Genomic DNA, 24346 nt, shown 5'->3' on the forward strand with positions numbered 1-24346 from the left:
CGATACAGCGAGTCGAGCGTCGGCATGTCGGCGCCGCTTCGCGCTGCTCTATTTTCTTCTTCGAGGGTTTTCCATGGCCGAGCCAAGCACGGTTGCAGTGGCCGCGATACCGAGCGTGCTGGGAATCGGAGCGGCCTCGCTGATCCCGGGCGTCGACCTGAACGCCGTGATCGGAGCCTGGGCCGGCGCGCTGTTCTTCGTGATCTGGGCGAGCGACCTGGCCGGCTGGGCCCGGCTGGGTTACCTGTTCGTCTCGTGGGTGGGTGGCTACTACGTCGCGGCCGAGCTGATGGGACGTGCCGTCACCCAGTACAGCGGGCTGCCTGCGCTTCTCGCGGCAGCCCTGATCGTCACGGTTCTGATCAGCGTGGCCGAGTGGGTGAAGGGTGGAAAGATGCCCGGCTGGATCAGCACCGTCATCGGCTTCGCCCGTCACGTGCTGGGCCGGCCCGACTCGGGAGGCAGCAACAATGGCTAGCGCCTACGCCGTATTCGCTCTGATCGATTTCTGGACCCTGATGGCAGCCGCGATCTGCGGCGCGATCAGCCTGCGCATCGTGTGCTGGAAGCGCAACGGCGAGCAGTACAAGTTGGCGCAGTCCCTGGCTGCCTGGCTCATGGCCGCCTGCACGGGGGCCTACTCGCTGCAGGTTGCTCTGTACACACTCTACGCCCGTCAGGTCGATCCGGTGTCGCCGATGCTGGTGACCATTCTGCTGGTAGTGATGGTGCAGGTGTATCGAGCCCGGGGCAACGTTGCTTCGTTCTTCCGGGTGGACTGGAAGCGCGCGCCCTGGTCTGGCGTCGAGCGCCGGCGGGCGCAACGCTGAGGCCCTTCACCGTTCGGGCTAGCGCCTGCCTGTCGGGCGTGAGCTGTACGAGTTGCTGGAGGCGATAACGGGCTCCAGCCGCATTTCTCGGCCTGAGCATCAGGTCGAAGCCAAGACGCATCGATGACGAGTCGCTGTCGCTCCGCGTGAGCACTGCCTTCTCGGCATCGAGCGTGCCGTTTCCGCGCGGGCCATCCGCGCGGAGGCAACCGCGAGCCGCATGGCCGCGTTACTCAGATGATTCACCCAAAAATGCCGCGCTGCGGCTTGATCCTGTCCTTAGGAGGACTCGTTATGTCTATCAATACCGGAGCCGGCACCCGCATCTCCATCGGTGCGCGCCTCACCTCCGACCTGCCTGCCGTGCAGGCCGATGCCATCACCCTGCTGGAAGGCCTGACCTACGTCGAAGTCGGCGAAGTCGAAAGCGTTGGCGACTACGGCGACGAAGCGTCCGATGTGAGCTTCACCGGTCTCTCGGATGGCCGTGTGCGCCACCTGAAAGGCGCGTTCGATGCCGGCGTCATGAGCATCGTCGTCGGCCTGGACGCCGGCGATGCCGGTCAGGTCGCCATGGCCGTCGCCCAGCGCGACCGCAGCCGCTTCGACTACCCGATCAAGATCGAGTACGTGGACGGCACCGTCGACTACCTGGCCGGCAAGGTCATGTCCAGCCGCAAGACCAACCTGCAGAACAGCGACGTGATCCGTCGCAACTACAACATCGGCATCAACTCCGAGATCTACGAAGTAGAACCGTAAGCGCTGCCGCTCACCCCGGGCCGGGCAACCGGCCCTTTTCCATTATTCAGAAGAGGATCAATACATGAGCGATACCCTGCGCGGCACCACTGTGGTCAAGGTCGGCGACCGTGAACTCACCCTCAAGCCCACTCTGGGCGCCGTACGCAAGATCGAGGCCGTTCTCGGCGGCCTGGTGCCGGCGTTCCAGGCTCTCGGCAAGGGCAGCGTCGACGGCGTGGTCTGCATCGTCGCGGCCGGCGCCGAGCTGAAGGCCGAGCAGCTCGACGAGCTGGCGGAACAGGTCTTCCAGGCTGGCGTCCAGGACGTTGCGTTCCAGTTGATCCCCTACGTTAGCTTCCTGCTGAAACCCAGCTACAAGGACGAGGAGCCGGGGGAGGGAAACGCCCTTCCGGCAGCAGCGCTGTAAAGAAGGGCAGCTACGTCGACCATCTGTTCGGCCTGGCCACCGGCTGGTTGCGGTGGTCGCCGGCCGAAGCCTGGTCCGCGACCATCCCCGAGCTATTGCTCGCGGTGGATGCGCTGGTCGAATGGACGAACATGACCAATCCGTTCGGTGGTGGCCAGAAGGCGCCGGATCGGAAAGCCGTGGCCCGCGATCTGCGGATGGGATTGCGGGTGGTGGCGGCGACGAGGCCGGGGGTGGGAGGGGAGTGATCCCCTCTGACCGTCAGCGCCTCGTTTGCAGGAAACGATACATGCGATGCGTATAGCGCATCGCACTCCCCGATCAGGTTGCTTCTCTCGGGGCGGATCAGGGTTGGTATTCGGCTCGCTGGTTTCATGGCGAACGCTTCGCTTGCCCGCCTGATTTTTAATTCTTGGTCGCTGCAGCGCACTTGGTTGCAGCGGTTTGTTGGCCGCCGACAGGGCGGCTTTTTTTCGCCCGGAGATAAGTGAATGTCTGACCGTGACGTGCAGATCATTCTGATCGAGATCGAGGCCACCACGGCCAAGCTGCAGCAAGAGCTGAAGCGCGGGGAGGATGCGGTCTCAAACAGCACCAAAAATATGGACAGCAACCTGGCCAAGGTTGGCGGCGCGTTCGATCGCATGAGCGTAACAGCCGGCCAGGCGGTTCGTGGAGCGGTCTCCAGCCTGCGTGGCCTGGTTGCGCCTGTCACTGCAGAAATATCTGCGCTGGCCGCGTTGAGCAAGTCCATCGATGTTCAGCGAGAGTTCGATCGCCTGAATACTGGCCTGATCTCTACGGTCGGTAGCAGCGAGAAGGCATCTGTTGCCCTCGAGGCGCTGCGGGATTTCGCCCGTAAAACGCCATATGACCTGGGCCAGGCAGTGGAAGGTTTCACCAAGCTGGTGAACCTCGGTCTTACTCCGTCCGAACAAGCGATGCTTTCCTACGGCAATACTGCTTCAGCGATGGGAAAAGACCTCAATCAGATGATTGCGGCTGTCGCCGATGCCTCGGTAGGTGAGTTTGGGCGCTTGGAGGAATTTGGTATCAAGGCCGCCAAGGAGGGCGATCAGGTTGCCCTGACTTTTCAGGGCGTCACCACTCGCATCGGTAACAATGCCTCCGAGATCGAGCAGTACCTGATTGCGCTGGGTGAAAACCAGTTCGCCAGTGCCATGGCTCTGCGCATGCAGACCCTGGATGAAACCATTTCCACCCTGGGGGAAACCTGGGACGAAACTTTCCAGCTGATTAACGAGGCTGGTGCCGGCGAGCTGATGAGAGGCTCCGTGGTGCTGGCGATCGAGGCGTTGGGCGAGCTGAATGCCATGCTCGCTTCCGGCGAACTGGAGGGCTATCTCGGCGCAATGGCCGGCAAGTTCGATGGCTGGGGTGCCGATGTCCAGGTGACGCTCAAGACCGTTGGTGAGCTGTTCAGCTCCTTGTTCGTGGAGATGGGCACGCAGGGCGAGTCCGAGATAGCCGCGCTCACCGATGGCTTCAAGAACCTCCCTGAAAACGTGCGGGCCTTCATTCAGCTGATGACGGTCGAAGTGCTGGCCGGATTCGATAAGGCTTCCGCCTATGCCGTGGCGTTCAAGGATGGCGTCAAGGCTGTCTTCACTGGCGACACCATGGAGGGTGTTGGTGCTCGGCTTGAGGCCGAGCTGACGCGCATCAATGGCGTTCGCGACGGCAGCATCGCCTCGATCATCCAGGAGCGCGATGTAGCGGTTGGCTCTTATGAGCAGCAGATGGCAGCTGCGGAGGCGCGCCGGAAGAAATACGAGGAAGAGCGCGCGGCGCGTGAGAAAGAGACCTCGGACCGGCTGGCTCAATTCAAGGTCCAGGCGCAAGCGCAAAGCACTGCGACTGCAGCAACAAAAGAAAGTACAGATGCCTTTAAAGAGCAGCAGGCGGCGATTGATGCCGTCATGGCCAAGGCTCTGCCCGAGAAAAAGCGGCTGGCTGATTTGGCGACGGATATCGAGACTCTGTATTCGGCTCACTCCCAAAGTCTTATGGATGTGGCCGAGTTAGGGAACGGTATCAAGACGCTCAATGAGGCGTATGCCGCTCCCGAAGTCGCGCGGCGAGCCGAAGAGGAAAAGAAAACCGCCGAAGCAATCAAGAAAGTCGACGATGCCGTACGTGGTGTTATGGATCGTCTTGATCCGGCGGCGGCTGCGGCACGGAAGTACCGTGAGGAGCAGGATGCACTCAAGCTGGCGATGGAAAAGCATCCAGAGCGTATTGATGAGTATCGTGCCGCTTTGGAACAGCTGGACGCTGAATATGAGGAAAATCGCCGTTCGGCCACACTCTGGGGGCAGTTCACCAACAAGGTCGTCGCCGACGTGGACCAGGTATTTGCCGACGCCTGGAAAGGTACTTTCGAAAACTCGGAAGAGCTGTGGGAAAAGCTGAAGGAGGGCTTCAAGCAAACGCTTGCAGAGATGGCTCATGAGGCGATTACCAAGCCGATCATCATCAGCTTCGCCAACCAGGTGCTGGGCACCAACACGAAGGGCGGAATCTCCGACGTGTGGGGGTCGCTGTTCGGGGGTGGCGAGACCATTGGCAATGGTAGCGGCGGTTCTGGCAGCGGCTTTGGCAACATCATCGACATCGGTAAGAACATCTATTCGATCTACGACACGCTTACGGGCGTTGGCTCGGAGATAGTTGCTGGATTTATGAAGGATGGCCTCACCGGCGCATTTAAGGGTGGAATTAATTACTACTCTACGATGTTGCAAAGTGTCTATTCCAAAGTTGCCAGCATGTTCGGTCAGGCAGTTGGACAATCCGTAACGCAATCAGCCGTTCAGGCAGGCGCCGGAGTTGCTGTTGATGTTGGAGTTCAAGCAGGTGTTGGTGCTGGAGTTGAGGCGGCTGCTACGGGCGCAGGGACAGCTGCAGCAAGTGGGGTAGGTACTGGCTTTTTATCTGGAATGATGAGTTCCATGATGGCCAATATTACTAACCCATCCACGTGGGCCTACATTGGGGCGCTGATGTCTGGCAAGTTATACAGCGCTGGCGTCAGACTTGATGCCGATGCGATGCGAGACAGCACTAGAGGCAACGCTATTGGTGATATCTGGACAGCGTATCCAGCAGCAGCTAACAAACTCTATGCAACACTAGATTCAATTTTTGAACCGCTGGTCGGCGGCAGACTTGCTGCAACAATTACCGGGTCTTCATTGCACCAAGCCATTTGGACGACGCTCAACGGTGCCATCTTCGGCAAGAAGGAACAATTCAAACGCACAGTCGGTTCTGCAGTAGGTCAGTTCACTGACGGGGAATATACTGGTTTAGGCACTGCTGCTAACCATTATCAGGGCTCTGCTCAATTCGGTGATGATGTTGATTCTGCCTTGCATGGCTTGAATGAGACATTTTCTCGCGTTTTGGGTGGCTTGTTTGAAAAGTTCGATATCGATGACCAGATCCTGACCGATGCCAGGGTCCGTCTGCGCAGAACCAGCGGCAAGCTGGCCTCGGACTTCTACGCCACAATCGGCGACCAGATGCTGACATTCCACGGCCAGTACGCCAAGGGCGGCAACATCGCACTCGGCATGGAGCAGTTCTTCAACGCTGTCATGGGCGAGGTCATGTCCAAGGCCATCGGCATCAGCCAGTTGCCTGAGTATCTGAAGGAGCTGACCGGAGGCCTGAAGACGGCCGAGGATGTCAATACTGCCATCGGTGGCCTGTTCCAACGCTTCGAAGGCGTCAATACCACGCTTGAGACGTTGAAACTGAAGGCGTTCGGGCTGACCGATGCCGGCCTGCGCGCTGCCGATTCGCTGCTTGAGCTGTCCACGGTCATGGCTGGCCTGGAGAATGCGACCGTCGCCGACAAGCTGGCGGCCTTCGGCTCGCTCACCGCGACCTACTACGACAAGTTCTTCACAGAGGCGGAGAAGAACGATGCGCTGATCGAGGCCACGAAGAAGCAGTTCCAGGCGCTTGATCTTGAGTTGCCGAATTCCAGGGACGGATTCCGGGAGATGGTCAATAACGCGGACCTGACTACTGAAGCCGGCCGGCAGATGTTCATGACCCTGATGCAACTCGCTGGTCAGACCGCCGCTTACTTTGATCTTGTCGAGCAAACCGCCGCCGCCAGCCTTCAGGCTGCACAGCAGCAGCGCGAGGCAACGCTGGCGGCCAACCAGGCGGAGGCAGAGGCGGCTTTCGGCGTGGTGCAGCGCTCGATCAGTGCCGAGCAGCGGAGGCTCACGGCCGAGTATCAGGCCAAGGTCAAGGAGATGGATGCGCAGGCGCAGGCGTATGCCCAGGCCGCGCAGGCCAGCGCGACCGCTCGGGCGAACAGCCTGCAGTCGTCGGCCAGCATGGCAGGCGACCGGGTGCAGTCGCTAGAAAGCTTGGTCGGTGCGTTGGACAGCGCTCTGGAGCGCCTGCGAGACACGTCGGAGGAAACCACCAAGCAGCTGCGTGCTCAGGCGGTGGCGACTCTGGAGCAGGCCCTGGCAGGGGTGAGAGCCGGCCAGTCCGTGCTCAATTTCTCGGGCCTGGAGGAGGCGCTGGAGCGTGCGTCAGAACTGGACGGCGAGACCTTCGCTTCGCTGGAGGATTTCAAGCGGGAACAAGGCCGCACCGCCAACATGGTCGCCGAACTACGCGGCGTGGCTGACAAGCAGCTGACCAACGAAGAGCGCGTACTGAAGAGCTTGGAGGACCAACTGTCGGTTGCTCGCTCGTCCGCAAGCTCCACGGGCAGCTACCAGTCGGCGGCACGTGCTGCTCTGGACCGTGAATACGAACTGGCCATGCAGGCACTGCAGACCGAACTGGACGAGGCTCAGCGGCAGATGGATGCGCTGAACGGAATCGACAACTCGGTGATGAGCGTGGTGGACGCGGTGAACGCCATGAGTTCTTCCGTCACGGCCGCGCTGAAGTTCATGGGCGACAAAGCTCCGGCTGCGACGGGCGACAACACTGCGCAGATGGTGGACCGGATGTACAAGGCGATTGCCGGCTTCGCGCCGGACGCCGGTGGCATCCATTTCTGGGTCGATCAGCTCACGACGGGCAAATCGACCTATGCGGAGTTCATCAAGGCCCTGGAAGGGGCCCGGGTACCGGCGTTCGCCACTGGCGGACTGCATACCGGTGGCCTACGTCTGGTTGGAGAAAACGGCCCTGAGCTGGAGGTCACTGGACCGAGCCGCATCTATAGCGCGTCCCAGACGGCAGCCATGCTTTCGAGTGGCGCTACCGAGGAAGTTCGTGCCCTGCGTTCGGACTTCGCTGGGATGTCGGATGCCCTGCGCTCAATCGCCAAACACACACAACAGACGGCGCGCCGGGTGGAGACGCTTGAGCGCTGGGATGGGGACGGTATGCCTGGAGAACGCACAGCATGATGACGATCATCAAACCGTTGGATATCGCTGAGAACATGCTGGTCTCCAACGTACCCATCGATGATGCGCCAGCCTGGGTGCCCGGTGCGACTTACGCCAAGGGTGCGCAGGTGGTGCATGGTCTGCATGTATGGGAGGCCCTGGCAGCAGTGCCGGCGGGCGTCCGGCCCGGAGCGGAGACGGTTACGGAGGCCAACCCCGCCAAGTGGCTGGACACTGGTGCGGTCAATCGCTGGCGGATGTTCGACGACAAGGTCGGCACGGTCACCAGCCGTGAAGGCAGCGTGGCCGTAATTCTGCAACCTGGTCGGGCTACCTCTGCGCTGGCTGCGCTGAACCTCACCGGTCGGACGCTCGAAGTGGACATGACCGATCCAGTCGAGGGCCACGTGTATCACCGTAGCGTTCCGCTGGCCGATGCCGGGGTGGGCAACTGGTACGAGTATTTCTTCCAGCCGATCGGCCTGATTTCCGACATCACCCTGACCGACCTCCCGTCGTACCCGCAGGCCACCCTGGCCATGACAGTGAGCAGTTCGGATATAGCGAAAATCGGCTCGCTCTCGATTGGTACGCAGGAGGAGATCGGGGAAGCGGTTTACGGCACGAGCGTGGGTATTACCGACTACAGCCGCAAGGAATTGGATCAGTACGGCAATGCCTCGATTCTCGAGCGCTCGTTTGCCAAGCGTGCCGAGTACGACGTGCTAATCGAGACCGCTCAGGTTTCGCGCGTGCAGCGCCTGTTGGCGTCGATCCGTGCTCGGCCGGTTGTCTGGATCGGCGACGAGAGCATGGAGGCGACCATCGTGTATGGCTTCTTCAAGGACTTCAGCATCGCAATTGCAGGTCCGTCCGCATCGGGCGTGACCATCACAGTAGAGGGGTTAACCTGACATGGCTGCACCAATAATTAACGAACTGCCCGAACCACCAGTGCGCAGCGACGCGCCTGTGGATTTCGCACTGAAGGCGGATCTGTTCCTGGGGGCCTTCCCTTGGTTGCGCGAGCAGATCAATAACACTGCCGCCTGGGTCGATGGCCAGGCCGGTACCGTAGCGACGCACGCGGCAAGTGCGGCGAACGACGCCGGCACCGCCAGTGCCGCAGGAGCTGCCGCTACTACAGCTGCCGCCACCGCCTCTGCAGCAGCGACCAGCGCCACCAATTCGGCTACCGCTGCCGGGACGGCGAAGACTGCTGCAGAGGCAGCGGCTACGAGGGCCGAGGATGCTGCGCAATACGTTGAAGGAGTGGTTGGCCCACTGGGTACGGCCGCCACTCGCAACGTGACGACTAGTGCGATCGACACCACTGCCGGCAGAGTGATGAAGGTCGGTGACTTCGGGCTGGGGGCGCTGCAGCTCAGCTCCACTAATCTGATTGATAACCTGAACGATCTGTCTCTGGCCACAGGTGTGTACGGATACGGTGCGAACGCAGTTGGTGCTCCGACTGCGGGCGAGCCGGGGGCGTTGCTGGTGATGCGTTTTGGCAATGCTGCTATGCGTCAGGTGGCATGGCCAATGAACGGCATTGCTGTCGTCAACTCCGAGTTCACTCGGCAGGTGCGCAGTGGTCCTGTCTATGATCAGTGGGTTTCTGTGTACCATTCCGGCAACCAGCTTGGCTTGGGCACCACCGCGAAGTCTGCACGCAATGCAATAAGAGTCTGGGACGCGGAGGAAAGACTCTCTACTATCCAGGCCGCGACCGGTACTGTAGACATCGATGTGTCTCAAGCCTCTACATTTCATATTATCTTGGCAGGAAACACGACGCTAAACCCAGTCAACCTCCCGGAGTTGGCTTCGAATGAAACTCGTTCGATTGTCGTAAGTGTCAGCCAGGGCGCTACAGCGTACGCTCTCAACTGGTGGGGTAGTATTCTCTGGCTGAAGTCGATACCTGTGACCTTGCCTGCCGCCAATAAATATCGGGAATACGTACTGACCTATGGCGGAGCTGGAGTATGGCTTGGCAGGGAAGGGGCGGGCACATGAGTCGGCTTAGTAAACTTCTCATCATGTCAGCTGAGGGCCGGAAAGAAATCGGTACGGAAATCCAAGGTGGTTATATCGGCGCTTATGTTTCTTACGACGGCGGAGCGACTGTCTATGCGCTTATCGTCGCACCAGTGAGTGCTGAGCGCGGCCTGTTTCGTCACCAATATCAAAGTGCTGGCCTGAGTAGCATGACCGACGGATGGGCGAATCGTCTTGTTGCAGGTACTACCACTGGATATGCAAGCGCCTACTGTATGGCATACCGGGGGGGGGGCTTTAGTGATTGGTACTTTGCTGCTTTTCATGAGCTCGGTGCGATTTTCGAGAGTCTCAATCCGGTGCCGTTTTGCTACACATATCGTACGGTCTCGACGATAGCTATCCCTGTCGCTGATCAAGTAGTTCCTCAGACTTTCATTGAGTTGTTCAGAAAGGGCGGGGCTCAAGCGTTTGGCAGTGCGCCTACTACGATCTATGGAACTTCAACAGGTGGTGAGCACTTTGGAGGACAGGATACACGCTATTACGCCTCTATCTATTTTGGTCATGAGAATATGAATAACGGCAACGTATATGTTCAGTTCAACGACAGAGTTTCAACAGTTCGTCCGATTCGAAAAGTTCTAGCATCCACTCTTTGAGAGAAAACCATGAATCAGTTCATTTTTGTCGAGACCATGCAGGCGCTTGACGAGCCGGCTATTCGTGCCCGGTTCCCGAATACCATGTTCCCTACCCCGATCGAAGCACATCATGTCGATGAGCTTGGGATTGTCCCCTTGGTCGAAGATGAGCTTCCGGCGCTGCAGCCTGGCGAAATGCTGAGCGAGGGGGACGTACGTCTGGAGGCGGGACGCGCGGTGCGCGGTTGGGTGGTAAACCCGCCGTCGGCCGATTTCTGGCCTGGCCAGATTGCATCCCGGCGATACGATGTGGAAGTGGCCGGCATCGAAGTCGGCGGTTTGCACGTCACCACCGATGACCGCAGCAAAACGCTGATCGCGGGTGCGGCCATCGAGGCGATGCTGGATTCGGACTATGTGTTGCGTTGGAAGAGCCAGTCCGGCTTCATTGATCTCTCAGCTAGCCAGGTCATTGCGGTGGCGTCGGCGGTCAGGGCGCATGTCCAGGGTTGCTTCGATCGTGAAGATGAGCTGCTCGGCACACTAGCTGCCGGCACCTTCGAGCCGTCCATGCTTGAGGAAGGGTGGCCGGTAACGGCCTGAGTAACTGCTGGTGGTGTATCCACCTGGTGTGCGTGAGCCCTGCGATATGACCATCCAAGTAATGACTAAGCCCGCCCCGTGCGGGCTTTTTCATTTGGAGCACATGATGACATTGAGAGAACTCCGCTTCGGGCCGTTGGCCGAGGCGCTCTTGCTGCTGCCGGCGCGCATGTCCAAGCCGGCGGCTGAAGTTCAGCTGCTGGCTACCCACCTGCAGGAGGCTCCGAACGGTAAGCAGTGCCAACTCCCGGCTCGGCCCGGGAAGTGCGGCCCGGCCCGCGGTATTTTCCAGTTTGAGCGCGACGGCGGTGTGGCCGGCGTAGTACAGCATCCGCAGAGCCGGCCGCATGTGCTCGAGGTATGCCGAACGCTTGGTGTGCCGGCGACCGTGCAGGGTATCTACGACGCCCTGCCGTCGACGCATGACGTACTCGATTGCGCGCTGGCTCGGCTTCTGTACTGGACCGACCCGGCGCCGCTACCCGAGGTGGGGGACGTCGAGGGCGCCTGGCGCTACTACCTGCACAACTGGCGGCCCGGCGCATTCACGCGCGGTACTGACAGGCAGCGAGCAGAGCTTCGGAAGAAGTGGTCGCTGAATTATGTTCGCGCGCTGGAGGCGGCATTGTGAAAAGGGTCCAGGACTGCGCCGTATGCAGATTTGTGGGTGAGGTGGGGGCTGTGAACGGGAGCGCAGTTGTTGCGGCAGGGGCGCCGAGCTGGATCAACACCCGGTGTGCGGGAAGGCAATGATGGACTACTGCACCCTGTTCCCCGAAGGCTGGTGGGCGCACTGCTGCCAGATCCACGACAACGATTACACTGCCCAGATCGGTCAGGCTCTGGCGGATGAGCGGCTCTGGCAGTGTGTGGCGAACTCGGCAGATGGCACTTTAGTCAGCGCCGCCTCGATCGTCTTGGCGTCGGTAATGTGGTGCGGTGTCCGAGTGTTCGGGCGCCGGTATTACCGGAAGGCGGGAGAGGGAGGAAGGTCGACTATATAGCGCCAAGGCGAGCGCAACCGCTGAAACATTGACGCGGAAAAAACAAAGGCCTGCATCGCTGCAGGCCTTTGATTTGGATGGTGCCGGCACCAGGAGTCGAACCCGGGACCTACTGATTACAAGTCAGTTGCTCTACCAGCTGAGCTATACCGGCGAAAGGGCTGCCATTATAGCCATTGCCTTGGTCCTGTAAACCGAGTCGAAGCTTAATCTTCTTAAGGATCGACTGGCAGCTTTTCAGGGCCGTCTTCAGTGGGCTTTTGCCCCTTGATTTCTCTGGTTGCGGCATCAGCCGATCTATGTTTATGCACAAAAAGAAGCCGGGGTTAGGGCGCGCTGCACGCATTCTGTGCGGCTTGTCCTGTTTTTCCATAAGTGGCTGTTTTTATTTGGATTTATGCTGTTGATCAAGAAGCGGCCAATTGATGTGCTGCCCTGGGCGGCCGGGCTTCACAGCTGTTTCTTCAGAAAGCGCTCACAGACTTATCCACAGCTTCTGTGGATGGACTGTTAGGCTCGCTCGGCGAGCAGCATCAGGTTGCGTGGCGTCAGTTGGTGCTCGCAGAAGGTGCCCAGGCGTACCTGATAGCCGCGTTCTTCGAGAAAGAGCGCGCGGTCGAGCAGCAACCATAGCTCCAGCGGCCGGCGGAAGAGGCCGCGCACCAGTTCCAGGTTGCGTACCTGGGCCAGGCGCCGCCAGCCCTCGGTTTCCAAGGTGACCCAGTCGATGTCGCCGTTCAGCATCAGGCCCTTGAGTTCGGCGAGGTTGTGGCAGTAGCGGGCGAGGTCCTTGTCCAGCCAACTGACTGGCAGCGACGGCGTCGGCAGGTATTCGTCCGTCCCGCGCTGTTCGCGCTGCAGCAGGTCGAAGGCCAGGCGACGTGCCATCGATCTGTCGCGTTGGCGGCGCTGGCGCTGGCCGGCCGTGACGGTTTCGGCCAGGGGCAGGCCCAGGTCGTCCTTCGACAGTTGCAGGGTGGACTGCCGGGCGGGAGCCGACAGCGGCCGATAGTGTGTGCTGGCGATACGGTTGTAGCAGCAGGGCGCCACGGCGAGCTGGGGGCAGCCCGAGGCGCTGGCCAGTTCCAGCAGACGCACGTGCAGGTCGCCACAGGCGTGCAGGGCCACCGGGCTGTGTTCGGCGCAAAGGCGCGCCTGCGCGTCATCCGCCAGGACGTCCTGCAGCAGGTGCTGGACATCCGTGTGCAGGCGATCGCTGAGGTGCCGGCCGGCAGCTACCAGACGCTCGTCGTGTTCCAGGCAGGTGAGGCGCTGCCCTCCTTGGGCCAGCAGGCGACCGAGGTGCCCCTTGCCGGAGCACCAGTCCAGCCAGTGCGTCGGTACCCGTTGGAACTGCAGGCGCCCGGCGAAGGCGACTATCTGCTGCCATTTGCGTCCTGGCACGTCGACGCCGAGGCGCTCGGGCAGCGGACCCAGCCGGCATTCCGGCAATTCCCCCAGTGCCGAGAGCGCGGCGGCCTGCCGTGCCAGTTCGGGGAAGGGAGCGGGGGCCGGCAGGCGCTCCGGGTGATTGTGTTCGGTCTCGGCCTGTTCCAGGCTGCGTTCGCGTAACCAGGCGGCCAGCGCGGGATGCTCGGCTTCCCAGGGCAGGACGAGGCAGGTGAAGGGCTTCGGTCGCCACAGCGCCTGGTGGGCGACGAGGAAGTCGTCCAGGGCCTGGAAGCGTTCGCGCAGGGCGGGGCCGGTGAGGATCATGCGAGCAGTGGAATGATGGCGGTGCCGCGCATTCTATCCCTCTCCCGCAGCGGGAGAGGGAGGGCGATGAGTCAGCGGCCCTGGCAGGCGTCGACGCGCAGCTTGCGCTCCAGCAGCTTGAAGGCGCGCACCATCACGTAGGCGATGACCAAGTAGAAGATACCGGCGGCGAAGAAGATCTCCACCGGCAGGTAGGTGCGGGCGATGATGGTCCGCGACATGCCGGTCAGTTCCAGCAGGGTCACGGTGCTGGCCAGGGCGCTGGCCTTGAGCATCAGGATGACTTCGTTGCTGTAGGCCGGCAGGCCGATGCGCGCGGCGCGCGGCAGGATGATGTAGATCATCGCCTGGGTGCGGGACATGCCCAGCGCGCGGGCCGCCTCGATCTCGCCGGGTGGCACGGCCTGGATGGCGCCGCGCAGGATTTCCGCAATGTAGGCGGCGGTGTGCATGGTCATGGTGATGATGGTGCACCAGTACGGGTCACGCAGGTACGGCCAGAGCGGTCCCTTGCGCACCGCGTCGAACTGGGCCAGGCCGTAGTAGACCAGGAACAGCTGAACCAGCAGCGGCGTGCCGCGGAAGAAGAAGATGTAGCCGTAGGGCAGGGCGCGCACGTACCAGTGGCGCGAGGCCCGGGCGATGCCCATGGGCAGGGCGAGGATCAGGCCGGCCACGACGGCGATGGCGACCAGCTCCACGGTCAGCCAGGCGCCCTCGAGCAGCTTGGGCAGGTACTTGTAGATCACGTCCCAGTTCATCAGGCGCTCCGAACAAAGCCGCGGCTGGCGCGCTTCTCGAGGAAGTGCATGCCGATCATGGCGATGATGGTCAGGCCCAGGTAGATGAAGGCGGCGACCATATAGAAGGTGAAGGGCTCCTTGCTGGCGGTCACGGCGATCTGCGAGCGACGCATGATTTCTTCCAGGCCGATGACCGAGACCAGGGCGGTGTCCTTCATCAGGATCATGAACAGGTTGCCCAGGCCGGGCAGGGCGATACGCCACATCTGCGGCAGGATCAGCTTCCAGAGGATGCGGCCCCCGCTCATGCCGAGGGCCTGGCCGGCCTCGCGATGTCCCTTGGGAATCGCCAGGATGGCGCCGCGGAACACCTCGGTAGCGTAGGCGCCGAAGCACAGGCCGAGGGCGATGGTGCCGGCGGCGAACGGATTCAGCTCCAGGCTGCCGATGCCGAGGAACTCGCCAAGGGCCGCCAGGCCCTGGACGGTACCGAAATAGATGAGCAGCACCCAGAGCAGTTCGGGGATGCCCCGGACGATGGTCGAGTAGCTGCCGCCAAGCCATTGCAGGGGCTTGTACGGGGAAGTCTTGGCCAGCGCGCCGAGCAGTCCGAGCACCAGGCCGAGGGCCAGGGCGGACAGGGCCAGCTGGATGGTCACCAGCGTGCCGGCGACGAGGGCGGGGCCGAAGCCGTGCAGGTCGAGGATCATGGGAGGCTACTGCAGAGGACGGCCGCCGCCCGGCTGGGCGGCGGCGGTCGGACGCATCAGTAGATGCTGAACGGGAAGTACTTGTCGTTGATCTGCTTGTAGGTGCCGTCTTCGACGATGGCCTTCAGCGCGGTGTTCAGCTTCTCGCGCAGCGGGTCGCCCTTGCGTACGGCGATGGCGATCTTGTCGTTGTCGAACACCGGGTCGCCCTTGAACTCGAAGTCCTTGCCGGCCTCGCTCTTCAGCCATTCCCAGTTGACGAACTTGTCGGCCAGCACGCCGTCGAGGCGGCCCGAGGACAGGTCGAGGTAGGCGTTTTCCTGGGTGTCGTACAGCTTGATCTCGACGGTGTCGGCCATGTTGTCCTCAAGCCAGGTGCCGGCGATGGTGGCGCGCTGGGCGCCGATCACCTTGCCTTTCAGGCTGGCCTTGTCGGTCTTGAGGTCGGCGGTCTTCGGCGCGATGAACTGCAGCTTGTTGGTGTAGTAGGGCTCGGTGAAGTCGACGGCCTGCTGGCGTTCCTCGGTGATCGACATGGAAGCGGCCAGGAAGTCGAACTTCTTGGCGTTCAGGGCCGGGATGATGCCGTCCCAGTCGGAAGTGACCACTTCGCACTCGGCGCCCATCTTGGCGCACAGGGCCTGGGCGATCTCCACGTCGAAGCCGCCGACCTTGCCGCTGGCATCGATCAGGTTGAAGGGCGGGTAAGCGCCTTCGGTACCGATCTTCAGTTTGTCCGCGGCGACTGCCTGGGTGCCGAATGCCAGGGTGGCGACGGCGGCCAGCAGGATCTTCTTATAGTTCTGCATGCGTGTTGCTCCGTTAGTGATTGCTGGACATGAATTGTTTGCAGCGTGCCGATTGCGGGTTGGTGAAGACCTGCTCGGGCGGCCCCTGCTCCTCCACCAGACCCTGGTGCAGGAATACCACCTCGCTGGACACCTGGCGCGCGAAATTCATCTCGTGGGTGACCAGCAACATGGTGCGGCCTTCCTCGGCGAGCGCACGGATCACGTTAAGCACTTCCTGTACCATTTCCGGGTCGAGTGCCGAAGTCGGCTCATCGAACAGGATCACCTTGGGCTGCATGGCCAGGGTACGGGCGATGGCGGCGCGCTGCTGCTGGCCGCCGGAAAGCTGGTTGGGGTAGGCGTGGCGCTTGTCGGCGATGCCGACCTTGGCCAGCAGCGCCTCGGCCACCTCGGTGGCTTCGGCCTTGCTCTGGCCGAGCACGCGACGGGGAGCCTCGATGATGTTGTCGAGGATGGTCATGTGCGGCCACAGGTTGAAATTCTGGAAGACGAAGCCGATCTCGCTGCGCAGGCGGTTGATCTGGCGGTTGTCGGCGGCGATCAGGTCGCCGTTCTTCGCCGACTTCAGCTTGAGTTGTTCGCCGGCGACGAAGATCTGCCCTTCGTGCGGGTTCTCCAGCAGGTTGATGCAGCGCAGGAAGGTCGACTTGCCGGAACCGGAGGAGCCGAGGATGGAGATCACGTCGCCGTCGCGAGCGGTCAGCGAGATGCCCTTGAGCACTTCAAGGTCGCCGTAGCGTTTGTGCAGGTTGCGGATTTCCAGCGCGGGCGTTGCCTCGGCCATGGGTGTTCCTCTTGTTATTCGGATGCGCTCCGGCTGCTGGCCGCCTTCCTAGCGTGCGGCTGAACCTAGCATAGCCCCAGCGGAGCGCCAAGCCGGGTTCCGGCCACGTTCGCCACGGCCGCGGCGTGTTGTCGCATCATGACAGTTGCGTGTCGCGCCCAAACAAAAAATGGCCGGGAGCAATGTGAGGCGCCGCTTGCGGCGGCGCCAGGGATTGGGGGAGACAAAAAAGCCCGATGCGCGGATCGGGCTTCTGTCGGCTAGCCGGCCCGGGCCGCGGCGCGTCGATGGCGGATGATCTCGATCACGCCCGGCAGGATCGACACGAAGATGATCGCCACGATCAGATAGTGCAGGTTGCTCTGCACCACCGGCAGGTTGCCGAAGAAGTAGCCGGCGTAGCTGAACAGCGTCACCCAGACGATGGCGCCGATCACGTTGTAGGCGGCGAAGCGGCGGTAGGGCATGTGGCCCATGCCGGCCACGAAGGGCGCGAAGGTGCGGACGATGGGCACGAAGCGGGCGAGGATGATGGTCTTGCCGCCGTGCTTCGCATAGAAGGCCTCGGTCAGCTCCAGGTAGCGGCGGCGGAAGATCTTCGAATCCGGGTTGGCGAACAGTTTGGCGCCGAAGAAGCGGCCGATGCTGTAGTTGACCGCGTCGCCGAGGATCGCGGCGATGATCAGCAGCACGACCATCAGGTGCACGTTCATCGCGTCCTGGGTGGCGATGGCGCCGGCGACGAACAGCAGCGAGTCGCCTGGCAGGAAGGGCGTCACCACCAGGCCGGTCTCGCAGAAGATGATCAGGAACAGGATGCCGTAGATCCACGGCCCGTAGGCGGCGGTCAGCTCCGCCAGGTGGCGGTCGATGTGCAGGATGAAGTCGATGACAAGCTGGATGAATTCCATGGGGGCCTCACTCGTCCGGGACGGCACGCTTCCTGCGCCGTGAATAGCAAAAAACCCCGAGGAATCGCTTCGCTCGGGGTTCTCGGTATTAGTGGTGCCCAGGGACGGAATCGAACCGCCGACACGGGGATTTTCAATCCCCTGCTCTACCGACTGAGCTACCTGGGCAACGGGGCGCCATTAAACGGATTTGGCTTTGCAGTGTCAAGCGAGGCCGATAAAAAATTTCAGTGCAAACGGGCGGTTAGCGTTGCGGCGTGGTTGTCGGCGTGGGAGCTGCTGGGTGGAACTCCGATTGCCGCGAAGCGTTTCTTTTTAATTGCTTCGCGGCCAAGGCCGCTCCCACGAAGATCACACGGAGGTTATGCGCTCGGCGGCACGTAGCCGTCGGCCTTGGCGTAGTCCTCGCCGGAGAGGAACTTGTCCATCTCGGCCTGGAGGAACTTGCGGTCCTCGGCGTTCATCATGTTCAGCCGGCGCTCGTTGATCAGCATGGTCTGGTGCGCCTGCCACTCGTCCCAGGCCTTCTTCGACACGTTGTTGTAGATGTCCTCGCCCTTGGCGCCGGGGTAGGGCGGGCGATCGAGGCCGGGCAGGTCTTCGTTGTACTTGCGGCAGTGGATGGTGCGGCTCATGGCTGTTCTCCTGCATTCAGTGCGTCCGCGGCTCGTTTGAGGAGCTTCTTCACCGGGGCGGCCAGGCCCAGGCGCGGCGGGCTGGCGAGGTTATACCAGAGCCAGTCGCCCTCGGCCATGACGGGGCTGGCCTGTTCCACCCGGACCAGCCAGGGCTCGATGGCCAGCTGGAAGTGGCTGAAGGTGTGGGTCAGGCCGGACAGCTCGCGTGGCTCGCCGAGGCGCAGGGCATGCTTGCTGGCCAGCGGGGCGAGGGCGCCGAGATCGTCCAGTTCCGGCAGGCTCCACAGGCCTCCCCACAAGCCGCTGGAAGGGCGGCGGTAGAGCAGGATGGCGCCTTCGTGGTTGGCCAGCAGCGGCATCAGCGTGCGCTTCTGTGGCAGCGCCTTGCGCGGCTTGGGCTCGGGGAAGTCGGTCTCGCGGCCGAGCAGATGGGCGCGGCAGCCGTCGCGCACCGGGCACAGCAGGCAGCTCGGCTTGCTGCGGGTGCAGAGGGTGGCGCCCAGGTCCATCATCGCCTGGGTGTAGTGATTGACCCGCTGGTGCGGGGTCAGCTGCTCGGCCAGCTGCCAGAGCTGGTCGGCCACCTTCGGCTCGCCCGGGTAGCCGTGCTGGGCCTTGTAGCGGGCCAGCACGCGCTTGACGTTGCCGTCGAGGATCGGTGCGCGGATGTCCATGCTCAGGCTGGCGATGGCGCCGGCGGTGGAGCGGCCGATGCCGGGCAGTTCGGCGAGTTGCTCGACCGAGCGCGGGAATTCGCCGCCATGCTGTTCCACCACGGTCTTCGCCGCCTTGTGCAGGTTGCGCGCGCGGGTGTAGTAGCCGAGCCCCGTCCACAGGTGCAGCACTTCGTCCTCGGGCGCCTCGGCCAACGCCTGGACGCTGGGCAGCGCGTCCATGAAGCGGTCGAAGTAGCCGAGCACGGTGCTGACTTGGGTCTGCTGCAGCATGATTTCGGAGACCCACACCCGGTACGGGGTGATGCCCTGTTGCCAGGGCAGGTCCTTGCGCCCGTGCAGGTCGTACCAGGCCAGCACAGCGCCGTTGAACTGCTCGGGGGTCATCGCTTGAACAGGCCCTTCAGTGCGTCCTTGAGTTCCGGGGTGACCTTGTCGCCGAGCTTCTCTTCCAGTTTCTCGCTGAGCTTGTCGCCGGCCAACTTGGCGGCGACCTTGCCGAGGCCGTCCTTGTCCAGGCGGCAGGCCTTGGCGCCCAGTTCCAGCGGGCCGCGGCAGCGCAGCGGCCACTCCAGGCCGACGTAGCGTTCGTTGACCTGGCAGGCCGGGTCCGGCATGGCGCGCTTGTCGCCTTCGATGACGATGCCGACGCGGTAGTCCATGCCCAGCACGCGCAGGTCGAGGTCGCCGTCGCCGTTGACCGTCAGACCGGGGATACGCGCCTTGAGGTCCGGATTGCTGGCCACGCCGTTGTGGAAGTTGAGGTTGCCGTGCAGTTCCTCGAAGGGCGTGTCCTTGCCGCGCGGCTCGCCGGACAGCGACTTGCGGTTGAGGGTGGCGATGCCCTGGCAGAGTTGCTGCTCCAGGTTGGCGTCGATCAGCACGCCGTTGCTCAGGCTGAAGCTGGCGGTGCCGTTGAGGGCGTCGATCCAGGCCTTCTCGCTGTTGCCCTGGGTGCGCAGGTCGGCGTTCAGGTCGAGCTGGCCGCGCACCGGCGCCTTCTCGCCGCGGGCCTCGATCAGCTTCTCCAGCGGAACGCGCTTGAGCTGCTTGTTTGCGGTCAGCACCGGGGCGGCCGGGCGCGCGTCGAGCTGCGAACGCACGGCGAACTCGCCGCCGTGCAGGTCGCCGCGCATTTCCTTGAGGTCGATCAGGCCGCCCTTGGCGGTGAGGGAGATGCGCGCGTCCTCGATCGGCAGCTTGCTCAGGGTCAGCTGGCCGAGGCCCAGGTCGGCCTGGACGTCGAGCTTGCGCAGGGTATCCAGCGGCAGCAGCGGTGCCTCACTCCAGGCCTGCTGGGTCGGGGCGTTGGGCAGCGGCGTGGTGCCGCTGGCGCCAGCGGCGGCCGTGGCTTCCTTGACTTCGTTCTTGCGCGCCGCGCCGGCGCTGGCGTCCTTGGCCTCGGGCGGCAGGTAGCGGTCGAGGTCGAGGCGGTCGCCCTTCAGCTGCACGCGCAGGGCGCGCTTGGCGAAGTCGCTGACCGCCAGGCTGCCGCCCAGGGTGCTGTCGTCCAGCTTCAGTGAGAGGTCGTTGAAGGCCAGGCTGTTCGGCGTACCGGCCAGGCGGGCGGACAGCTCGACGCGGCTCAGCGTGCCGTTGTCGCGCATGGGCGGCAGGGCAATGCCCAGGCCGTCGAGGAATTCGCGCAGGTTGAACTGGGCCAGCGACAGGTTGCCCTCCAGCTGGGCGGCCTTGTCCAGGTCGCGCAGCTTGAGTTCGCCGAGGGCGCGCAGCTGGTTGGCGGAGAGCTTGATGCCGGTCCACTCGGCCACCTGGGCGGATTGGTCGAGCAGCAGCTGGCCCTGGCTGGAGAAGGTCAGGGTCTTGCCGTTGAGCGGCTCGCCCGAGGCCTCGCCGGCCAGCTTGAGGTCCTGCAGCTGGTAGCGCTTGAGCCCGCGGTCGAAGCGCAGCAGGCCCTGCAGTTCGGTCTTGGCGCGCAGCACCGGCTGGTTGGTGCCGAGGAAGGCGAGCAGCTTGACCGGGATGTCGGTGCCCTCGCGGATGGCGCCGGTGGACAGTTCGATGCCCTCGGCGCTGAACTGCTGGCCGCTCTGGGCGTCGTGGAAGTCCACGCGGGAGTTGCTGATGGTCAGGCTGTCGATATCCAGCTTGACCGGCCTGCCGCTCTCGTCGGTGGTTTGCGCGGTCGGCTCGCGCGGCTCGGCGGGGGGCTGGGCGGTGCTCTCCTCACCGGTGGCCGATGCCGGCCGGCCGATGCCTTCCCAGTTGCTGCGGCCCTTGTCGTCGCGCTGCAGGGTCAGGTTGAGGCCGTCGACGCGGATGTCGCTCATCTGCACTTCGCGGTAGAGCAGCGGCAGCACGCGCACGGAGAGGCCGAGCAGGCGCAGGTCGGCGAAGGGCTTGTCCGGCGTCTCGGCGCTGGCCAGGGTGGCGTCGGTCAGTTCCAGGCCGAGCCAGGGGAACAGGCTCCAGCCGATGTCGCCGTTGAGGGTCAGTTCCAGGTTGGCCTTGTCGCGGGCCAACTGGCGGATCTCGTCCTTGTAGTCGTTGGGGTCGAACAGGTGGGTCAGGGCGAAGCCGAGGCCGACGACGACCAGCAGCAGCCCGAGAAACGCCAGACCCAGGATTTTGCCGAAGGCTTTCATGGACCAAGTCCTTGTATGGGTTCTTCTATATGGGGCGGGAGTATACCGCTGCCGGGTGATGCGGCGGGCACCGCGTCGAGCCGTGCTCGGCTCGGGGTTGGATGGCCGGGGCGGCAGGCGGTTCCCCGGTGGCATGGTCGGTTGTGGGTGAGTTCAGCCCGTGGGAGCGGACTTGTCCGCGAACAGGACTGACAGCAAGGCTTCGCGGCCAATCGGAATGCCACCCAGCCGCTCCCGCACAACCCAAGTGAACAGCATTACTCCGGTGTCGGGTTTTCTGCTACAGCGGGTCCAGCGGCAGGCCGGTGCGCGCGGCCAGGGCCTGGCTCTCCAGATGGTCCTTCGGCGCCGCCAGGTGCAGCGGCTTGCCGGCCTCGGCCGCCAGGCGCCTGGCCTCGTCGAGGATGCGCCGGGCCACGCCGCGCTTGCGGGTGACCTTGCGCACGCACAGGTGCGACAGGCTCCAGTGCGCCGCGCCGCGCTCCAGCAGGGCGGCGCCGAGCAGGCGGTCGTTGAAGCGCCCGGCGATCAGCTTGCCCGAGCCGATGCCGTCGGCCAGCAGGGCGTCGACGCTGGCGTAGGGCGCCAGCAGCCAGTCCGGGGCGTCGGCGTAGACCTTGCCCAGGTCGGTGTGGTCCTGGGCGGACGGGCGGCTGACGATTTCGACCAGAACGGGCATGGCGGCTTCCTCGGGAGAGCAGGCCGGGCAGTGTAAGGCCAGGTCGATCACGCCGATAGCCATTGCCCCGACCGCCGCCGGTAGCCGCCCAAGCCACGGCCCGCCTATAATGGCGGCCTTTTCCCGTGAGCAGCCCTGGAGCTGGAGAGATGGCCGAACGTACGGCATCCGTCGAGCGCAACACCCTGGAGACCCAGATCAAGGTCTCGATCAACCTGGATGGCACCGGCAAGGCCAAGTTCGACATTGGCGTGCCCTTCCTCGAGCACATGCTCGATCAGATCGCCCGTCATGGCCTGATCGACCTGGATATCTACTGCAAGGGCGACCTGCACATCGACGACCACCACACCGTAGAGGACGTCGGCATCAGCCTCGGCCAGGCCTTCGCCAAGGCCGTCGGCGACAAGAAGGGCATGACCCGCTACGGCCACTCCTACGTCCCGCTGGACGAGGCGCTGTCGCGCGTGGTGATCGACTTCTCCGGCCGTCCCGGCCTGCAGATGCACGTGCCCTTCACCCGCGCGGTGGTCGGTGGCTTCGATGTGGACCTGTTCCAGGAGTTCTTCCAGGGCTTCGTCAACCACGCCCAGGTCAGCCTGCACATCGACAACCTGCGCGGGCACAACACCCACCACCAGATCGAGACCGTGTTCAAGGCTTTTGGCCGCGCCCTGCGCATGGCCGTGGAACTGGACCCGCGCATGGCCGGGCAGATGCCGTCGACCAAGGGCACCCTGTAAATGCAGACGGTCGCAGTAATCGACTACGGCATGGGCAACCTGCACTCGGTGGCCAAGGCGCTGGAACACGTCGGCGCCGGCCGGGTGCTGGTGACCAGCGACGCCGCGACGATCCGCGAGGCCGACCGGGTGGTGTTCCCCGGCGTTGGCGCGATCCGCGACTGCATGGCCGAGATCAAACGCCTGGGCTTCGACGCGCTGGTGCGCGAGGTCAGCGTCGATCGCCCGTTCCTCGGCATCTGTGTCGGCATGCAGGCCCTGCTGGAGCGCAGCGAGGAGAACGGCGGAGTCGACTGCATCGGCCTGTTCCCCGGCCAGGTGCGCTTCTTCGGCAAGGATCTGCACGAGGACGGCGAGCACCTGAAGGTGCCGCACATGGGCTGGAACGAGGTCGCCCAGGCGGTCGACCACCCGCTCTGGCACGAGATCCCGGACAACGGCCGCTTCTACTTCGTGCACAGCTACTACATCGAGGCCGGCAACCCGGCCCAGGTGGTCGGCCGCGGCCACTACGGCAAGGACTTCGCCGCGGCGCTGGCCGACGGCTCGCGCTTCGCCGTGCAGTTCCACCCGGAGAAGAGCCACAGCCACGGCCTGCAGCTGCTGCAGAACTTCGTCGCCTGGGACGGCCGCCGCTGATGAGCCGGGGCCGCAAGATCGCGCCGCTGGAACTGGAGGGCGCCGCGCAGCAGGCGGCCCTGCAGGCCCTGGAGCGTTTCCTGGAAGACCGCTTCGAACTCGAGCTGGGCTCGTTCGAGGTGCAGGAAGTGCTTGATCTGATCGCGCGCGAGATCGCCCCGCACTACTACAACAAGGCGATCGCCGACGCCCAGGCGTTGCTGGCCGATCGCTTCGCCAGCCTGGAGAGCGACCTGTGGGCGCTCGAAAAGGCCTGACGCCACAGAAATCACGACTCGAGCAGGTTCAACCGATGCTGATTATCCCCGCTATCGATCTCAAGGACGGCGCCTGCGTGCGCCTGCGCCAGGGCCGCATGGAGGACTCCACCGTGTTCTCCGACGACCCGGTGAGCATGGCCGCCAAGTGGGTCGAGGGCGGCTGCCGTCGCCTGCACCTGGTGGACCTGAACGGCGCCTTCGAGGGCCAGCCGGTCAACGGCGAAGTGGTCACTGCCATCGCCAGGCGCTACCCGAACCTGCCGATCCAGATCGGCGGCGGCATCCGCACCTTGGAAACCATCGAGCACTACGTTCGCGCCGGCGTCAGCTACGTGATCATCGGCACCAAGGCCGTCAAAGAGCCGGAATTCGTCACCGAGGCGTGCAAGGCCTTCCCGGGCAAGGTCATCGTCGGCCTGGACGCCAAGGACGGCTTCGTCGCCACCGACGGCTGGGCCGAGGTCTCCACCGTGCAGGCCACCGACCTGGCCAGGCGCTTCGAGGCCGACGGCGTGTCCGCCATCGTCTACACCGACATCGCCAAGGACGGCATGATGCAGGGCTGCAACATCCCGGCGACCGTGGCCCTGGCCAACGCCAGCCGCATCCCGGTGATCGCCTCCGGCGGCATCCACAACATCGGCGACATCCAGGCCCTGCTGGACGCCAACAACCCCGGCATCATCGGCGCCATCACCGGTCGCGCGATCTACGAGGGCACCCTCGACGTGGCCGAGGCCCAGGCCGTCTGCGACCTCAAGTACAAGGTCGAGTGAGTT

24 protein-coding genes and 2 tRNA genes are annotated in these 24346 nt (G+C 63.5%); 14 read left to right on the forward strand and 12 right to left on the reverse strand.

Annotation, left to right across the window (positions count from 1 at the left end; translation table 11 throughout):
* The first annotated feature begins 73 nt into the window (after positions 1-73).
* The 10 genes from N5D30_RS18920 to N5D30_RS18965 all read left to right on the forward strand — a co-directional run bounded on the left by N5D30_RS18920 (position 74) and on the right by N5D30_RS18965 (position 11279).
* Entirely contained in the window at positions 74-478 is a 405-nt protein-coding gene (locus N5D30_RS18920; RefSeq protein ID WP_279910205.1) for a putative holin, read from the forward strand.
* Entirely contained in the window at positions 471-830 is a 360-nt protein-coding gene (locus tag N5D30_RS18925) for a phage holin family protein (protein ID WP_279910206.1), read from the forward strand. The genes N5D30_RS18920 and N5D30_RS18925 overlap by 8 nt, the downstream gene beginning before the upstream one ends.
* 294 nt (positions 831-1124) lie before the next feature.
* Positions 1125-1592: a hypothetical protein gene (locus tag N5D30_RS18930; protein ID WP_279910207.1), complete on the forward strand. Its 468-nt coding sequence runs from the start codon at positions 1125-1127 to the stop codon at positions 1590-1592.
* Between the two features lie 64 nt (positions 1593-1656).
* On the forward strand, positions 1657-2001 hold the full coding sequence (locus tag N5D30_RS18935) for a hypothetical protein (RefSeq protein ID WP_279910208.1): 345 nt from the start codon (positions 1657-1659) through the stop codon (positions 1999-2001).
* 491 nt (positions 2002-2492) lie between these two features.
* Positions 2493-7415 carry a hypothetical protein gene (locus N5D30_RS18940; RefSeq protein WP_279910209.1) on the forward strand — a complete coding sequence of 1641 codons (4923 nt, stop codon included), beginning with the start codon at positions 2493-2495 and terminating at the stop codon, positions 7413-7415.
* Positions 7412-8311 carry a hypothetical protein gene (locus N5D30_RS18945; RefSeq protein ID WP_279910210.1) on the forward strand — a complete coding sequence of 300 codons (900 nt, stop codon included), beginning with the start codon at positions 7412-7414 and terminating at the stop codon, positions 8309-8311. Before N5D30_RS18940 ends, N5D30_RS18945 begins: the two co-directional genes overlap by 4 nt.
* A gap of 1 nt (position 8312) precedes the next feature.
* Positions 8313-9419, forward strand: coding sequence for a hypothetical protein (locus N5D30_RS18950; RefSeq protein WP_279910211.1), 1107 nt, complete (start codon positions 8313-8315; stop codon positions 9417-9419).
* Positions 9416-10063, forward strand: coding sequence for a hypothetical protein (locus tag N5D30_RS18955; protein ID WP_279910212.1), 648 nt, complete (start codon positions 9416-9418; stop codon positions 10061-10063). The genes N5D30_RS18950 and N5D30_RS18955 overlap by 4 nt, the downstream gene beginning before the upstream one ends.
* Before the next feature lie 9 nt (positions 10064-10072).
* A complete protein-coding gene (locus N5D30_RS18960; protein WP_279910213.1) occupies positions 10073-10648 on the forward strand; it encodes a DUF4376 domain-containing protein in 576 nt (191 codons plus the stop codon).
* Positions 10649-10694: 46 nt separating this feature from the next.
* Complete coding sequence (locus N5D30_RS18965) at positions 10695-11279, forward strand: hypothetical protein (RefSeq protein ID WP_279910214.1); 585 nt, start codon at positions 10695-10697, stop codon at positions 11277-11279.
* Positions 11280-11730: 451 nt separating this feature from the next.
* Here N5D30_RS18965 and N5D30_RS18970 read toward each other — a convergent pair.
* The 12 genes from N5D30_RS18970 to N5D30_RS19025 form a co-directional block, all read right to left on the reverse strand.
* Positions 11731-11806: transfer RNA gene (locus N5D30_RS18970), tRNA-Thr, on the reverse strand.
* 356 nt (positions 11807-12162) lie between these two features.
* Positions 12163-13368, reverse strand: a complete 1206-nt coding sequence (locus tag N5D30_RS18975; RefSeq protein WP_279910215.1) for a methyltransferase — start codon at positions 13366-13368, stop codon at positions 12163-12165.
* Positions 13369-13439: 71 nt separating this feature from the next.
* Positions 13440-14129 (reverse strand): ABC transporter permease, encoded by a 690-nt coding sequence (locus tag N5D30_RS18980; protein ID WP_279910216.1) that lies wholly within the window; start codon positions 14127-14129, stop codon positions 13440-13442.
* Positions 14129-14821 carry an ABC transporter permease gene (locus N5D30_RS18985; protein WP_220812359.1) on the reverse strand — a complete coding sequence of 231 codons (693 nt, stop codon included), beginning with the start codon at positions 14819-14821 and terminating at the stop codon, positions 14129-14131. The genes N5D30_RS18980 and N5D30_RS18985 overlap by 1 nt, the downstream gene beginning before the upstream one ends.
* A gap of 56 nt (positions 14822-14877) precedes the next feature.
* Positions 14878-15630 (reverse strand): ABC transporter substrate-binding protein, encoded by a 753-nt coding sequence (locus N5D30_RS18990; protein ID WP_220812358.1) that lies wholly within the window; start codon positions 15628-15630, stop codon positions 14878-14880.
* A gap of 13 nt (positions 15631-15643) precedes the next feature.
* Positions 15644-16417 (reverse strand): ABC transporter ATP-binding protein, encoded by a 774-nt coding sequence (locus N5D30_RS18995; RefSeq protein WP_220812357.1) that lies wholly within the window; start codon positions 16415-16417, stop codon positions 15644-15646.
* 260 nt (positions 16418-16677) lie between these two features.
* Positions 16678-17328 (reverse strand): DedA family protein, encoded by a 651-nt coding sequence (locus N5D30_RS19000; protein WP_279901673.1) that lies wholly within the window; start codon positions 17326-17328, stop codon positions 16678-16680.
* A gap of 92 nt (positions 17329-17420) precedes the next feature.
* Positions 17421-17496, reverse strand: a tRNA-Phe gene (locus N5D30_RS19005).
* 194 nt (positions 17497-17690) lie between these two features.
* Complete coding sequence (locus tag N5D30_RS19010) at positions 17691-17963, reverse strand: oxidative damage protection protein (protein ID WP_220812355.1); 273 nt, start codon at positions 17961-17963, stop codon at positions 17691-17693.
* Positions 17960-19027 carry an A/G-specific adenine glycosylase gene (gene mutY / locus N5D30_RS19015; RefSeq protein ID WP_220812354.1) on the reverse strand — a complete coding sequence of 356 codons (1068 nt, stop codon included), beginning with the start codon at positions 19025-19027 and terminating at the stop codon, positions 17960-17962. Before mutY ends, N5D30_RS19010 begins: the two co-directional genes overlap by 4 nt.
* On the reverse strand, positions 19024-21246 hold the full coding sequence (locus tag N5D30_RS19020; protein ID WP_279910217.1) for an AsmA family protein: 2223 nt from the start codon (positions 21244-21246) through the stop codon (positions 19024-19026). Before N5D30_RS19020 ends, mutY begins: the two co-directional genes overlap by 4 nt.
* 280 nt (positions 21247-21526) lie before the next feature.
* Positions 21527-21925 carry an acetyl-CoA sensor PanZ family protein gene (locus N5D30_RS19025; RefSeq protein WP_279910219.1) on the reverse strand — a complete coding sequence of 133 codons (399 nt, stop codon included), beginning with the start codon at positions 21923-21925 and terminating at the stop codon, positions 21527-21529.
* Between the two features lie 149 nt (positions 21926-22074).
* Between N5D30_RS19025 and hisB the strand changes: the two genes are divergently transcribed.
* From hisB to hisA, 4 genes are read left to right on the forward strand one after another with little or no spacing between them, the layout of a single operon-like run.
* The gene (gene hisB / locus N5D30_RS19030) at positions 22075-22668 is read left to right on the forward strand and encodes an imidazoleglycerol-phosphate dehydratase HisB (protein WP_220812351.1); all 594 of its coding nucleotides are present in this window, start codon (positions 22075-22077) and stop codon (positions 22666-22668) included.
* Positions 22669-23307, forward strand: coding sequence for an imidazole glycerol phosphate synthase subunit HisH (hisH, locus tag N5D30_RS19035; protein ID WP_220812350.1), 639 nt, complete (start codon positions 22669-22671; stop codon positions 23305-23307). It begins immediately after the preceding gene.
* Positions 23307-23564 carry a DUF2164 domain-containing protein gene (locus N5D30_RS19040; protein ID WP_279901698.1) on the forward strand — a complete coding sequence of 86 codons (258 nt, stop codon included), beginning with the start codon at positions 23307-23309 and terminating at the stop codon, positions 23562-23564. Before hisH ends, N5D30_RS19040 begins: the two co-directional genes overlap by 1 nt.
* 35 nt (positions 23565-23599) lie before the next feature.
* Positions 23600-24343, forward strand: a complete 744-nt coding sequence (gene hisA / locus N5D30_RS19045) for a 1-(5-phosphoribosyl)-5-[(5-phosphoribosylamino)methylideneamino]imidazole-4-carboxamide isomerase (protein ID WP_279910221.1) — start codon at positions 23600-23602, stop codon at positions 24341-24343.
* Positions 24344-24346: the final 3 nt, after the last annotated feature.

The organism is Pseudomonas sp. GD03875, from assembly GCF_029840585.1.
GTDB lineage: Bacteria > Pseudomonadota > Gammaproteobacteria > Pseudomonadales > Pseudomonadaceae > Aquipseudomonas > Aquipseudomonas paralcaligenes.